The sequence below is a fragment of the Polynucleobacter finlandensis genome (assembly GCF_018881755.1).
GTDB lineage: Bacteria > Pseudomonadota > Gammaproteobacteria > Burkholderiales > Burkholderiaceae > Polynucleobacter > Polynucleobacter finlandensis.
Genome location: NZ_JACVPS010000014.1, coordinates 56,502 through 70,002, shown reverse-complemented (window position 1 = coordinate 70,002; position 13,501 = coordinate 56,502). Strand labels below are relative to the sequence as shown.

Annotated in this window: 16 protein-coding genes; 2 read left to right on the top strand and 14 right to left on the bottom strand. The window is 45.5% G+C overall.

Annotated features, from left to right (window positions below; genetic code table 11):
• The first annotated feature begins 109 nt into the window (after positions 1-109).
• A complete protein-coding gene (locus ICN49_RS09905) occupies positions 110-814 on the top strand; it encodes a haloacid dehalogenase type II (protein WP_216167905.1) in 705 nt (234 codons plus the stop codon).
• Between the two features lie 24 nt (positions 815-838).
• Here the strand turns inward: ICN49_RS09905 and ICN49_RS09900 are convergent, their stop codons facing one another.
• The 9 genes from ICN49_RS09900 to ICN49_RS09860 form a co-directional block, all read right to left on the bottom strand.
• Positions 839-2,032, bottom strand: a complete 1,194-nt coding sequence (locus ICN49_RS09900) for a YncE family protein (RefSeq protein WP_216167904.1) — start codon at positions 2,030-2,032, stop codon at positions 839-841.
• Positions 2,033-2,080: 48 nt separating this feature from the next.
• Positions 2,081-2,812 carry an SDR family NAD(P)-dependent oxidoreductase gene (locus ICN49_RS09895; protein WP_216167903.1) on the bottom strand — a complete coding sequence of 244 codons (732 nt, stop codon included), beginning with the start codon at positions 2,810-2,812 and terminating at the stop codon, positions 2,081-2,083.
• Positions 2,813-2,856: 44 nt separating this feature from the next.
• Positions 2,857-3,825 (bottom strand): Bug family tripartite tricarboxylate transporter substrate binding protein, encoded by a 969-nt coding sequence (locus ICN49_RS09890; protein ID WP_216167902.1) that lies wholly within the window; start codon positions 3,823-3,825, stop codon positions 2,857-2,859.
• Between the two features lie 112 nt (positions 3,826-3,937).
• On the bottom strand, positions 3,938-4,582 hold the full coding sequence (locus tag ICN49_RS09885; RefSeq protein ID WP_216167901.1) for a carboxymuconolactone decarboxylase family protein: 645 nt from the start codon (positions 4,580-4,582) through the stop codon (positions 3,938-3,940).
• Between the two features lie 87 nt (positions 4,583-4,669).
• Entirely contained in the window at positions 4,670-5,275 is a 606-nt protein-coding gene (locus ICN49_RS09880; protein ID WP_255535502.1) for a glutathione S-transferase, read from the bottom strand.
• A 23-nt stretch (positions 5,276-5,298) separates the two neighbouring features.
• Positions 5,299-5,727, bottom strand: a complete 429-nt coding sequence (locus ICN49_RS09875) for a DUF2452 domain-containing protein (protein ID WP_216167899.1) — start codon at positions 5,725-5,727, stop codon at positions 5,299-5,301.
• Between the two features lie 37 nt (positions 5,728-5,764).
• Positions 5,765-6,313 carry a DUF3833 domain-containing protein gene (locus ICN49_RS09870; protein ID WP_216167898.1) on the bottom strand — a complete coding sequence of 183 codons (549 nt, stop codon included), beginning with the start codon at positions 6,311-6,313 and terminating at the stop codon, positions 5,765-5,767.
• 3 nt (positions 6,314-6,316) lie between these two features.
• Positions 6,317-6,868 (bottom strand): chalcone isomerase family protein, encoded by a 552-nt coding sequence (locus ICN49_RS09865; RefSeq protein ID WP_216167897.1) that lies wholly within the window; start codon positions 6,866-6,868, stop codon positions 6,317-6,319.
• Entirely contained in the window at positions 6,865-7,278 is a 414-nt protein-coding gene (locus ICN49_RS09860) for a thiol-disulfide oxidoreductase DCC family protein (RefSeq protein WP_216167896.1), read from the bottom strand. The genes ICN49_RS09865 and ICN49_RS09860 overlap by 4 nt, the downstream gene beginning before the upstream one ends.
• 63 nt (positions 7,279-7,341) lie before the next feature.
• On the opposite strand from ICN49_RS09860, the gene ICN49_RS09855 reads away from it, so the two are divergent.
• Complete coding sequence (locus ICN49_RS09855; RefSeq protein ID WP_216167895.1) at positions 7,342-8,037, top strand: SDR family NAD(P)-dependent oxidoreductase; 696 nt, start codon at positions 7,342-7,344, stop codon at positions 8,035-8,037.
• Between the two features lie 10 nt (positions 8,038-8,047).
• Here ICN49_RS09855 and ICN49_RS09850 read toward each other — a convergent pair whose 3' ends face one another.
• Genes ICN49_RS09850 through ICN49_RS09830 form a run of 5 tightly spaced genes read right to left on the bottom strand, consistent with a single transcriptional unit; the run spans position 8,048 to position 13,498 of the window.
• Positions 8,048-8,284, bottom strand: a complete 237-nt coding sequence (locus ICN49_RS09850; protein WP_216167894.1) for a CDGSH iron-sulfur domain-containing protein — start codon at positions 8,282-8,284, stop codon at positions 8,048-8,050.
• Between the two features lie 40 nt (positions 8,285-8,324).
• Positions 8,325-8,765 carry a CBS domain-containing protein gene (locus tag ICN49_RS09845; protein ID WP_216167893.1) on the bottom strand — a complete coding sequence of 147 codons (441 nt, stop codon included), beginning with the start codon at positions 8,763-8,765 and terminating at the stop codon, positions 8,325-8,327.
• Between the two features lie 22 nt (positions 8,766-8,787).
• Positions 8,788-9,843, bottom strand: a complete 1,056-nt coding sequence (locus ICN49_RS09840) for a 2-oxoacid:ferredoxin oxidoreductase subunit beta (RefSeq protein ID WP_216167892.1) — start codon at positions 9,841-9,843, stop codon at positions 8,788-8,790.
• Positions 9,840-11,687 carry a 2-oxoacid:acceptor oxidoreductase subunit alpha gene (locus ICN49_RS09835; RefSeq protein ID WP_216167891.1) on the bottom strand — a complete coding sequence of 616 codons (1,848 nt, stop codon included), beginning with the start codon at positions 11,685-11,687 and terminating at the stop codon, positions 9,840-9,842. The genes ICN49_RS09840 and ICN49_RS09835 overlap by 4 nt, the downstream gene beginning before the upstream one ends.
• Positions 11,684-13,498 carry an FAD-dependent oxidoreductase gene (locus ICN49_RS09830; RefSeq protein WP_255535499.1) on the bottom strand — a complete coding sequence of 605 codons (1,815 nt, stop codon included), beginning with the start codon at positions 13,496-13,498 and terminating at the stop codon, positions 11,684-11,686. The genes ICN49_RS09835 and ICN49_RS09830 overlap by 4 nt, the downstream gene beginning before the upstream one ends.
• Positions 13,499-13,501: the final 3 nt, after the last annotated feature.

Sequence of the window (13,501 nt, the reverse complement as noted above, 5' to 3'; positions counted from 1 at the left end):
GAAGCCCCTGAATGAAAGTTCGGGGGCTTTTTCTTTGGAGTTCAACTAATATCTCATCACTGGTGTACTTTTTCCTTCAATACAGGCCCTAACAAAAGAACTTTAAAAAATGAGTACCGATCCAAAAATACTAGCGTTTGATGTCTTTGGCACAGTAGTTGACTGGCATGGATCAATCGCTGCTGAAGCCACAAGACTCAATCTCCCAGTTGATGCCAATGAATTCGCTACCGCTTGGCGAGACGGCTATAAACCAGCTATGGCTAGGGTTCGCTCCGGAAGTCTGCCATGGACAAAGATAGATGATTTGCATCGCATGATTCTCGATGATGTCTTGAAGGCATTTAATATTACTTCGCTGTCTGAATCTCAAGTCCATGAATTGAATCTGATTTGGCATCGTCTCAATCCCTGGCTGGATACTGTCGAGGGTCTGACAAGATTAAAAAGTAAATTTACTATCGTTACTTTATCGAATGGCAATCTTGGCCTACTTGCAGATATGGCCAAGAATGCAGGACTTCCTTGGGACTTAATTCTTTCAGCAGAAGTATTTCGACACTACAAGCCTGATCCAGAAGCTTATCTAGGTGTTGCAGAGACCTTTGACGTTCGCCCTGAACAGGTAATGCTTGTAGCAGCTCACAAGGATGATCTAGTAGCAGCAAAAGCCTGCGGACTTCAAACCGCTTTCATCGAAAGGCCATTAGAGTTTGGTCCCAATTACGCAAGGAAAGACTTGCATCGTGAAGAATTTACCAATTATCACGCCAAGGATCTTAACGACCTTGCCGCTCAATTGAAGTGCAAATAATAAACCTCGCCTCTGCGGGGTTTGCTATTGAAAACGGCTGCGGAGAGATGCCGGATGCCCAGGTAATGAAAATGATTTACCTGTATTCACAATTTTTTCACCGTCTACTCTCAATATCGAAATATCTTGGTCAATAAAATTACCGACATAGATATAGCGACCATCATTACTGAAAGCAATGCCCTCAGGTAAGCCTCTGACTTCCACTGAGTTGCTCAAGCTGACTTTCTTGCCATCGATTTTTAAAGCCACAACCTCGGCATTGCGGTTGTAAAAGAAAGCCTCTTTAGAAGAATTGCTGCCTTTTAAGAGCGCAGTGACCGCCAATCTTCCTGTGGGGCTAATGGCTAGACCTTCAGGGCCATCTCCAACTACGACCTTATCAATCACACGGGGAGGAATGGCTTCCAAATCAATAATGCTAACGGTATCAATATTGCCATCTGCAGCACCTGCATTGCCATTATCTGCTGTAATGGCCAACTTCCCATTTGGGGTAATCGCAACGTTGTATGGCCATAAACCTACAACCACATCATATTTTTTGTAAGTCACCTTTTCTCCATCAACATCCAAAAAGGCAACCTTGTGACCAGGAAACTTGCTAGCCAAGGCAGTCTTTCCGTCAGGCCTAAAGACAACATGTGATACCTGCTCACCAATCACAACGGTGTCGATTAACTCCACTTTTTTACCGGTAATGCGCAAGACGCTAATCGAGTTATCTGCACGATTTGCCACTAAGGCTAAATTCCCTACTTTATTAATAGATAGTCCTGACGGCTGATTACCAATCGCAATAGTGTCAATCAAGGCTGGCGGACTTGCTTCTAAGTCAATTACAAATAAACGATTGTCTGGCACCTGCTTCCACTTACCATCCACCTCAACTACATTCATTGAATTAGCGACTAGGGCTAAGGTTTCATTGGAGTTAATTGCCAAGTTGACAGGTGGGCCGCTAATCGTATTAGCCAATGGCAATGAGGCGATGATCTTAGGCTCTAATGGCGAGCTGCCGATATCAATTATTAATACAGAATCTCTACCAGGAGGACCAGCAATACCAACGCCCTTATCGCTATATGTTTGTTTTTCATCTAAGCCTACTATTAAAAATTGTTTCTTGGATTGCGCTTGAGCAGTAGCTAGTGAGGCAATTTGCAAAATCAAGGCAAGAGCTAAAATCGTATAGCGACTGAAGTAATTCATTTGCATGAGATATCCAATTTTGCAATAAAGAATGAAAAGGTTTGCTACTAATGCTTAACTTGCATTGCTTAAGCCAACCGTCATACCGCCACAAACATACAACGTTTGGCCGGTAGTAAAACTGGATCGATCATCCATTAAATAAGCGGCGGCATGGGCAATGTCTTCCGGTTGCCCCATTCTCTTGACCGGAATACTTTCAACAATCTTGATGGTTTTGGGAGCGTTAGGTGGATTGCCAGAGGTAAACAACTCGGTAGCAATAGGGCCAGGCCCAATGGCATTTACCGTAATACCAAATTGAGCCATTTCAAGAGCCCACGTCCTTGTCATCCCAATCAAACCAGCTTTGGTGGCCGCATAAGCCGTGCGCTCTTCTTTACCCAGTGCGGCACGGCTCGCAATATTCACTATCCTGCCAAAGTTGGCTTGACGCATGTGCGCAAGTAAGGCCTGTGCCAATACCATCGGCGCTTTCAGATTTAATGCATAGACAGAATCAAAGTCCTCTTCAATGACATCCTCCAAAGCACCAGGCTTAATCATGCCAGCGTTATTCACCAGCCGTAACACCTGCATGCGATTAGTAATGTCCTTCATTAAAATGCTAACAGCATGGTGATCGGTGATATCAATTTGATGAAATTCTTCACCAGCTAACAAACTCGGTGGTGCTGATTTATCAAAATTAATGACTCGGTAGCCATCTTGAGTTAATCGAGTCGCAATCGCCCTACCGATTCCGCGGCTAGCACCAGTAACTAATACATTTTTTTGAGAGCTCATGGAAGCTTCACTTTCAATAATCCAGTTAAATACAATTTGCTAGCCTAATCTACAGTGGCGCCAGAAGATTTAACAACCTTTTCCCATTTTTGGGTATCACTTGCAATAATTTTTCCAAAATCTTCAGGAGTGCCCGGTATTAAGGTGCCACCGAGATCTGCTAATCGTTTTTGTATTTTGGGGTCAGCCAGCAGTTGATTGGTTGCGGCATTTAACTTGTCAACGATTTCACGCGAAGTCCCCTTTGGGGCAGAAATTCCAAACCAGGCACTAGCCTCAAATCCGGGAATAGTTTCTGCCACAGTTGGAACGTTTGGTAATGAGGCCTCGCGTACAGATGTCGTAACAGCCAAGGCACGAATTCTGCCATCTTTGATGAAACCCGCAGAAGATGGCAAGTTATCAAACATCACCTGGACTTGGCCGGCAATTAAATCATTTAAGGCTGGTCCAGCACCCTTATAAGGGATGTGTGCCATTTTGCAGCCCGTCATTGACTTAAATAATTCACCAGATAAATGAATTGAAGACCCGCTACCTGAAGATGCCATATTGACTTTAGTCGGGTTGGCTTTGCAGTACGCAATAAACTCCGCAACGTTCTTAACAGGCAAGGAATCCGTAACTACCATCACATTCGGCGAGCGAATGATGCCAGCAACCGGAACGGTGTCATTTATAAAATTGAATGTGAGTGATTTATAAAGCGAGGCATTAATTGCATTGGCGGGATTGGCCACAATGAGCGTGTACCCATCAGCCGGAGAGCGAATGACATATTCAGTGCCGATATTATTTCCACCGCCCGGTTTGTTCTCAACAAGGACCGTCTCCCCTAGTTTTTCTGATAGACCTTGCGCTATGATCCGAGCAAGTATGTCAGTGGTGCCCCCAGGGGAATAAGCGGCAATCAAACGAATTGGCTTAGTCGGATAATCTACTGCTTGAGAAGCACCAGAAAAAAACGTTGCAAAAGTCAGCAGCGTTAAAAAACAACGTGGGATATTTAGCATTGATTAACCTGCCTCGAATAATTATTTTTATGTTCGTAGTATAGGTGAGACTTTTTTATCTGTTGCTGGGAACTATGGTGCAACACAGCATATTTCCCAACTTTGGCTTGGCCTATGGAAATGGTAATGGCTTACCTGCTGGCGGCATCTCTTGACCAAGGGCAAGCAGCATGGCTACTGTTACATAGGTTCCGCTAACCGCGACTAGATCGACTAACTGCTGCTCACCTAAGATTGCTTTTGCTTTCTGAAAGAGAGCATCACTAATTTGATGGTTATTGATCATCTCCATAGAAACGTCATAAACAACTGCCTCATCAGGCTTCATATCTCTTGGACGAATCCCAGCTTTAAGATCATCAGCTACTTGTTGTGGCAAACCTGCTTTGATTGCCAATGGATAGTGCGCATACCACTCAACCTGAGAACGCCAGACTTTTCCCTGAATGATGATTGCAAATTCATTGAGCCTGGTAGGTAAGGATGTATTAAAACGCAAATAATCCAATAGACGTTTCATGCGATCTGCAAACACGGGACTTCTTAACATCACGTTATATGGGCCACCCAAACCAACGCTAGAGATCTTGATAATTTCCTCTCCCAAAGGTCGGGCATCTGGCGGCAGTTGCTCTAGCGTAATCTGCGGAAAGCGCTTTGGCTCACCAGGTGCTGGCGGCGTTTGAGAAAAGGCTAGTGATACTAAGCCCAGAAAAATGGCAGTAATATGAATAAACCTGATGATGAATGTCTTCATGTTGTCTCCAGATTTTTTAATAGAATTAGATTAAAACGTACTGCCTGCATTAATCAGCATTCAGAAATATTACCCCAGATCCCCAGCTCAATCTACCCAGGTAGGATATTGATGCATCACTGAATGAAATAATTCAGATTCAATAAATTGATTTAGCCATTTTTTTGTCAAGGTGAATGGCAATTCTTCAAACCTTTGCGGATTGACCATCGCAAACTGCCTCATGAATGGAAAAATAGCGACGTCCACCCAAGTTATTTTGCTGCCCAATAAATACTGGCTAGACCGTAAAGCAGCCTCCATTGGTTCAAGCATGAGTTCGATTGCGTCGCCGAGCACCTTTTCTTGATCAAGTCCCGGAAATCGATTGGGATATTTATATTGATCTAATAGTGTTTTAAATGGCCCGTCATTTTTCTCAATCCAATCTTGTGCGATATCTATATCGACTAAACCCCAACCATCCGGATCAGACCTCTCTAAGGCCCAACCCATAATATCCAAGCTTTGCTCGAGGACGAGTCCATCGACACACAACACTGGAACGGTTCCCTTGGGCGATACAAGCAGCATGGATAGGGGCTTATTTCTTAATGCAATCTCTCTGTGTTCAACTTGAATGCCTGCATATTGCAATGCCATACGCGCTCTCATTGCATAAGGGCATCTACGGTAAGAATACAAAATTGGCATCATTTACTCGCCATGCAATCGCCTTAGACTTGTTCCTCTTCGACGACAGCCCATGTGCTGTCGCCTAGTTTTTTGACGGCCATAGAGTAGATCCAGTTATTTGGGATTCCACAACTCCAATCCTTGGGGCCATTCTGAATGAGGATATTCACGGCATTGCGCTCATCGTAATACAGATGGTAGATCTTCCCATGAATGGGATTAAAGCCAAACTTAGCACTGTGAACCATCTCAGTTGCATCCAGTCTTGCCTGTAAGGCCCTAGCTTGCCGCATCAATACTTCGGCCTGCTCCATGATGCGATCATATTCAAGCTTGGCATTTTGACGTGCGACGTTTACCGCCTTATCTTTCTCTTCAACCACTTTAATGGGCGCGAATACCGGGGCACTCACTTCCATGGGGTATTCAATACCAGCGTGTCTTGCTGGATCCGTATCTTCTATTCTCACAAAAACTCCCAATAATGCTTAATGAATATTCTATCGCTCAGCGCTTATAAAAGCTCAGAGTTACTTCACCAAGATCAATTCCAAACTTACTCATCTTGGCTTTGTTCAACATGACTTTCGGTGTGACCAGATACATCCAGTCGTTAAATTGCACGTGGTAAATAGTACCGTCTACCGGTAAGGCCAAGGTATAGGCCCAATTAAGCGCATTGCCTGCAGCATCACCTAAGGCTTCACCTACGACGTCATCAGCACTGCCCACATACTTACCTGGGGATACTTCCGTTAAGGTCCAGATGCGTTTTTGTTTTGTGCCATCGGAGTAATCAAAACTCTCATCTAAGGTACCGACTTTCTTACCATCAATCACTTGCCAATTGGCTTTAATCAATACGGTAAATCTTTTCTTCACTACACCACTACGATCCGTAAAGATGCCATAAGCATCAATCGTTCCAGAAAAGTATTCACTCAAATCTAAGGTGGGTTTCTCATTGGCATACTGAGATACGTTTGGACTTGAGCAAGCCAATAACAATAAGCTACACAATACAGCGGGAGCAAGCTTCAAGAGAAAAGATTTCATTAACTAACAAGCCTCATTAAATAGTGGTGGCGGGCAACTCTGACCAAGCAATTCGGTACGCAACTTTGGCGCACTGGTTTTTGGATCCAACCAGATGCCAAAAAAGGCTTTGGAGAAATCAACCCCTGGGATTTGAGCAATTTGCTTGCCGTCATGGAAAAAGATGGTGCCTTGCTTAGGGAGGTAGATTGCCGTCAAGCTTTGGCCGGATTCCACATTCGGCAAGAATGTCGCTAACTGCTTACCCCAACTCACCGCCTGAACTTCAGGCACGCCAATTCTTTTCATTTCATCGATGGTTCTATTGGCAATTGAGTTACCACTAAAAGACTTTTGATAACGTAAATCAATCGCAAACTCCCCGGAGACAGGATTGGCCCCGCGGTAGAAAGAGGCGTCATAAATATGCAAGCCCCACCACGTGAGCTTGCCACTACCTTGCAGCCTGCTTGGATTAAGAGCCTCATTCATATACGTTGCATCATGCGCAAAGCCAACCGAACTCAGTAAGAGACTTGCTGCACATACACTCACTACAAATGGATAAGCTTTCATACGGCCACCTTCTGAACCCTTGATTTGACCAGTCGCAATGCGCTTGGCCCAAAGATCCTAGAAATGCCATGTCTATTGTTAGCAAAGAATTGATAGCCGACCTTCAAGATGGGTTGTAAAGCAGGTCTTGAGAATATCCAAGCTAATAATGGCAAGTTCGCCCGTTGATAAGCCTCTGGGAAAACAGTCACCCCATGGATTAGCGTCCCATCCGCATACTGCCCGTACATGGCCGCTAAAGCCTGCTCACAGGAAACGCCTACTGCTTGCGGATCGTATCGCTCTGAATTGATATCGATAAAGTCCAGTAAATTTGCCTCGTTTCGTCCAGACAAAAACAAAATTTCGGCCTGACACAAAGGACATGCGCCATCGTAAAAAAGAGTCAGTTTTTGCAGTTTGCTCGCCATCAAGCAAGTGTAAGACTTATTCAATAAACTAGCTGAGAGCACACTCACTATTCCAATGACCCCATGACACTACTACCACCTTCCTTTCGCGCCCTGGTTATCGGCTCTTCAGGAACCATTGGGTCGGCTTTTGTGGAACTACTGCAGGCTGACAAAGCTTGCATAGAAGTGGTTGGGATCCACCGACATTCTGAATACCCCATCGACTATCGACATCCTGAAACTATTGAAGCTGCAGCCAAGACACTCTCCTTGGGCGGCCCTTTTCAGCTTATTATTAATACGATTGGTGTGTTACACAGCAAAGAGTGGATGCCAGAAAAGAAATTAGCCGATCTCAATTCAGAACAACTCATGGATCTGATGAAAATCAACGCCATTGGTCCAGCTTTAACCATTCAACACTTTTCAACAATCTTGGACCCACAGCATAGTGTCATGGCAACACTATCAGCGAAGGTGGGTAGCATCGAAGATAACCGCTTGGGTGGTTGGTATAGCTATCGTGCATCTAAAGCGGCGCTCAATATGTTAATCAAGACAGCGGCGATTGAGCTTGCTAGAACTAAACCCAATACCGGATTAATCGCGCTTCACCCAGGAACGGTAAATTCAAGACTCTCGCAACCTTTTCGTGGAGAGCAAATTGGCCGGCCGGCTTTAGATGCTGCTGCTGACATGTTGAAAGTGATTCAGAATCTTGGTAAAGAAGATTCAGGTTGCTTCTTTTCTTACTCAGGGGAAAAACTACCCTGGTAATCACTTACATCTACAGCTTCTTATGAGTCCCATCGCATAAAGGGCCATTCTCAGACTGCTTACAGCCACAGAAATATACAGTCTCAGTTTTAGTAGCAACATACTCCAATGGGGTGCAATCGGTTGACTCATGCATGCCATCACATAATGGCTGCTTTTTACTAATGCCACATGAACACCAGTAATAAGTCTTACCCGCCTCTACTTGCAGTGGATAGGGTTCATTTTTAGCGGTCTTTTCTTGCATGGTGAGGCCCTCAGAAGTTATTTTTTAGTTGAATTTGTCTTTACGCTAGCGTACTGCCTGCTTGATCTAAAAATTCTGCGAGACTCACAGCCTCTCCGATCTCTTTTGGGAGTGCATCCCTTACTGAAAATACACCCAAGACTTTTCCGGCAGCAGACGTAATGGGTAAATGCCTAAACCCCCTTTCAATCATGATGAGGACGGCATTCGACACAGTCATTTCAGGGGTGATGCAATGGGGCTTAGGCGTCATCACAGCTGACACGGAAGTCGTCTCTGGATTTAAAGGCTTAGATACCACTCTAGTCATCAAATCTCGCTCAGTCAGAATTCCCAGCAGCTCACCACTAATATCCATAATTAGAACTGACCCCGTATTCGCCTTCGTCATAATGCGCGCCGCCTCTAATACCGTCGCTTGAGGCAATAGGCTCACTAAATGCCTATGGGTAATGGACTGTGACACTGTGCGATCTGACATATTGGCCTCCGTTTAGATTTGACTAGCGCAAGCCCGCATTAATTTTTTGAAGGGCTGATTCGCCAGGGCAAAGATCTGACTCTTTCAAAGAATTAAGGGGCTCAATACAAGTGTTCAATGCTTCATGAAGATCAGTGGCTAAAGGATCTAAATACAGCAATCCAGTAACCACCTCACCGCGTTCTTGGTGCTCATTGATGTAACTTAAAGCGGCATAACGATTGGTGGGATCGTAATCCTGGTGTAACTTACGCAAGCGTAAATACGAGCCATCATGCTGCTGTACTTCCACCGCTTCTCCAGGGGCGTACTCAGTAGTGATTTCTTGATGCATTGGGATAAAGTCAATGCGACTGACGGCCTCATTGTGTTGCCTGACATAGTCATAACTCTTGGTACTGCCACCATGATTATTAAAGGTGACACAAGGACTAATGACATCGATGAATGCTGCCCCACCATGCCCAATAGCGCCTTTGATTAAAGGAACCAGTTGCTCTTTATCCCCTGAAAAACTTCTCGCAACATAGGTTGCTCCCAGCTGCAGTGCTAAGCCAACCAGATCAACCGGGCTATCGTTGTTTACAACCCCTTTCTTGCTTTTTGATCCTCGATCGGCGGTCGCTGAAAACTGGCCCTTAGTTAATCCATAGACGCCATTGTTCTCAACGATATAAGCCATCCGCACATTACGACGCATCGCATTAGCAAACTGCCCCAAACCAATGGAAGCAGAATCACCATCGCCAGAGACGCCTAAGTAGAGTAAATCGCGGTTTGCCAGATTGGCACCAGTTAACACTGAAGGCATCCGGCCATGAACGGTATTAAACCCGTGTGAAGCACCTAAAAAATAATCTGGCGTTTTTGAACTGCAACCAATTCCGGATAGCTTGGCTACCCTATGGGGTTCAACGTCCATTTCCCAACATGCTTGCACAATCGCGGCAGAAATAGAATCGTGGCCACAGCCCGCACATAGGGTTGATATTCTTCCCTCATAGTCTCGGCGGGTATACCCAACCTTATTTTTTTGCAATGTTGGGTGATGAAGAATCGGTTTATTAATATAAGTCATGCCAACTCCTTACGGCTTGAAGATGCACTGGGCTTGCCTGCAACACCTAAGCTCTTCTGAATAGCATTAGCAATAAAACGTGCAGTAATCGGCGTGCCATCGTAATGCAACACTTTAACCAAATTGTTATTCACTATTTCCAACTCATTCATTAAGAGGGTGTGCATTTGTGCATCGCGATTTTGTTCCACTACAAATACCTTCTCATGGGAATCAATAAACTCTTTGACTGATTTTGGGAATGGGAAAGCACGTAGGCGCATAGCATCTAAGAAAACGCCATCCTCTCCCAGAGCATCCAGCGCCTCTTCCATCGCTGGGCTGGTGGATCCAAAATAAATCACCCCAAATTTACTGGTCTTACTAGCCGGTTTTACAACTGGCTGCGGCACCATAGTGGCTGCTGTTTCAAATTTACGCAACAACCGTTCCATGTTGTAGATGTAGTCCACTCCTTTTTCAGAATATCTCGCGTAAGGATCGCGGGTAGTGCCCCGAGTGAAAAAACTTCCTTTAGTGGGGTGAGTGCCAGGCAAGGTCCGCCAAGGAATGCCATCGCCATCGACATCTTTATAGCGCCCAAAATCTTTTCCTGATTCCAGATCCTCAGCAGTCATGACCTTGCCTCGATCATAGGTGCGGCCCTCTTCCCAGACAAATGGATCGCAGAGCCGTTGGTTCATGCCGATATCCAAATCCGTCATTAAGAAAATCGGTGTCTGCAAACGTTCCGCAAGATCAAGAGAAGTAGCCGCATGCTCGAAACACTCCTGTGGATCTTGAGGAAACAGCATTACATGCTTGGTATCACCATGTGATGCATAGGCGCAGGCAATGAGGTCAGACTGTTGCGTGCGAGTGGGCATACCCGTAGAAGGGCCGCCGCGCTGCACATTCACAATCGTTACTGGGATTTCAGCAAAGTACGCTAAGCCAATAAACTCTGTCATCAAAGAAATGCCAGGGCCAGATGTTGCTGTGAACGCCCTTGCGCCATTCCACGCAGCACCAATTACCATGCCAATCGAAGCCAACTCATCTTCTGCTTGCACAATGGCGAACTTGTTTGAACCTGTTTCTGAGTCGACCCTAAATTTGTGACAGAACTTATCGAAGGCCTCTGGGACTGATGATGAGGGGGTAATCGGGTACCAAGCAGCAAAGGTAGCACCGCCATAAACACAACCTAAACCAATCGCACTATTGCCATCGGTGAAGATGCGATTGCCAACCTGATCAGAGCGCCTTACTTGAATACCCAAAGGCGCTTTTAAGTTCTTCTTAGCATAGTCAAAGCCCAGATTAAACGCCTTCATATTTGAATCTAGCAAAGCTTCTTTGCCTTTGAATTGCTCAGAGAATAGTTTTTCGAATACCGTGGCATCGACACCAAGCAGTACCGACAAGGCGCCAACATAAATGATGTTCTTAAACAATTGACGTTGCCTAGCATCGCTATATGCTGAATTGCTAATTTCCGTAAGAGGCACGCCAATGACATGAATGTCTTTGCGGAACTTATCTTCCGGTATTGGGCGTGTGGAATCGTAGAAAAGATATCCTCCTGGCTCGATTTCGGCAACATCAGCATCCCAAGTTTGCGGATTCATGGCGACCATCATGTCAACGCCACCGCGCCTACCTAAATAACCCTTCTCACATACCCTAGCCTCATACCACGTAGGCATTCCCTGAATATTGCTAGGGAAAATATTGCGTGGGCTGACTGGTACGCCCATACGCAGAATAGCTTTGGCAAATAGTTCATTCGCCGAGGCGGATCCAGAGCCATTCACATTGGCAAATTTAATTACAAAATCATTAATTGCTTCGATTTGCTTCATGCCAACTCCCCTGCATGCAAACTCATTTGCTTATCGCGACATTGCGCTCCAGCTTGCGCCGTATTTAATAAAAATTTCTGCATATCCCATGCTCCCGTTGGGCATCGCTCAGCACATAAGCCACAATGCAAACACACATCCTCATCTTTAACCATTACCTTGCCAGACTTTAAGTTCTGGGAAATATATAAATCCTGGTCGTGATTTAAGGCTGGGGCCTTCAGGCGAGTTCTCAAATCTTCCTCGGTACCGCCAAGCGTGAAGGTGATCGAATCCATCGGGCAAATATCCACACAAGCATCGCACTCGATACAGGTTTCACGGGTGAAGATAGTTTGAACATCGCAATTTAAGCAACGGCCGGCCTCTTTAAAAGCAGTTGCCGCATCAAAGCCCAGTTCCACTTCAACACGAATACTAGAGAGCGCTAACTCTGCTGCAACCCAAGGGACCGCATAACGCTCATCATCGGATACATCATTGTGATAACTCCACTCATGAATGCCCATTTTCTGCGACATGAGGGTCACTTTATGTTGCGGTCTAGTGGCGACGTTTTCATGATTGAGAAAGCGATCAATCGAAATGGCTGCAGCATGTCCCTGGGCTACTGCGGTAATGATATTTTTTGGCCCAAACGCAGCATCACCACCGAAAAAGATTTTGGAATTGCTCGACTGGAAGGTCTCTTGATCTAAGACTGGTAAGCCATAGCGATTAAATTCAACACCACAATCTTTCTCGATCCAAGGGAAGGCATTCTCCTGGCCGACCGCCAATAAAACAGAGTCACATTCAATATAGACTTCTGGCTCACCCGATGGAACCAGGCTACGATTGCCTTTTTCATCAAAAACCGCTTCCACAATCTCAAAGCGCATACCAACCAACTTGCCGCCTTTGCACTCAAAGCTTTTAGGGACGTGATAGTTGAGAATTGGAATACCTTCATGCAAGGCATCCTCTTTTTCCCAAGGAGACGCCTTCATCTCAGCAAAGCCGCTACGCACAACCACTTTCACATCGCTGCTACCTAAGCGCCTAGCTGATCGGCAACAGTCCATTGCAGTATTGCCACCACCCAGGATGACTACTTTTCCCTTTACCTCGGTGATATGCCCAAATGACACTGAGGCAAGCCAATCAATACCAATGTGAATATCTTTATTGGCTTCTGTTCGACCTGGTATATCAAGGTCCCTGCCTCGTGGAGCACCTGAGCCCACATAGATTGCATCGTAGCCATCACTCAATAGTGCTTGCAATGAATCTACTCGTTGCTTGTTTTTGAAGTCCACCCCCATATTGAGGATGTAATCCGTTTCTTCATCGACTACGGATTCTGGTAAGCGAAAGCGTGGAATCTGAGAACGAATGAAGCCACCCGCTTTTGCCTCAGCATCATAGATCGTGATGTCATATCCCAAAGGGGCAAGATCTCTAGCGACAGTTAAGGATGATGGCCCCGCTCCAATACACACAACGCGTTTGCCATTCTTCGGTGCAATATCGGGCATACGCGCCAGAACATCTCCTTTGTTATCTGCCGCAACTCGCTTGAGACGACAGATAGCAACTGGTTCAGGATCGGCGCCATTATTTTCCTCAACACGTCCGCGGCGACATGCAGGTTCACAAGGTCTATCGCAAGTTCTTCCCAGCACTCCAGGAAAAACGTTAGACACCCAATTGATCATGTAAGCGTCCGCATATCGCCCTTGGGCAATTAAGCGAATGTATTCCGGCACAGGCGTATGTGCAGGACAGGCCCACTGACAATCCACAACTTTATGAAAATATGATTGATTCAAGCT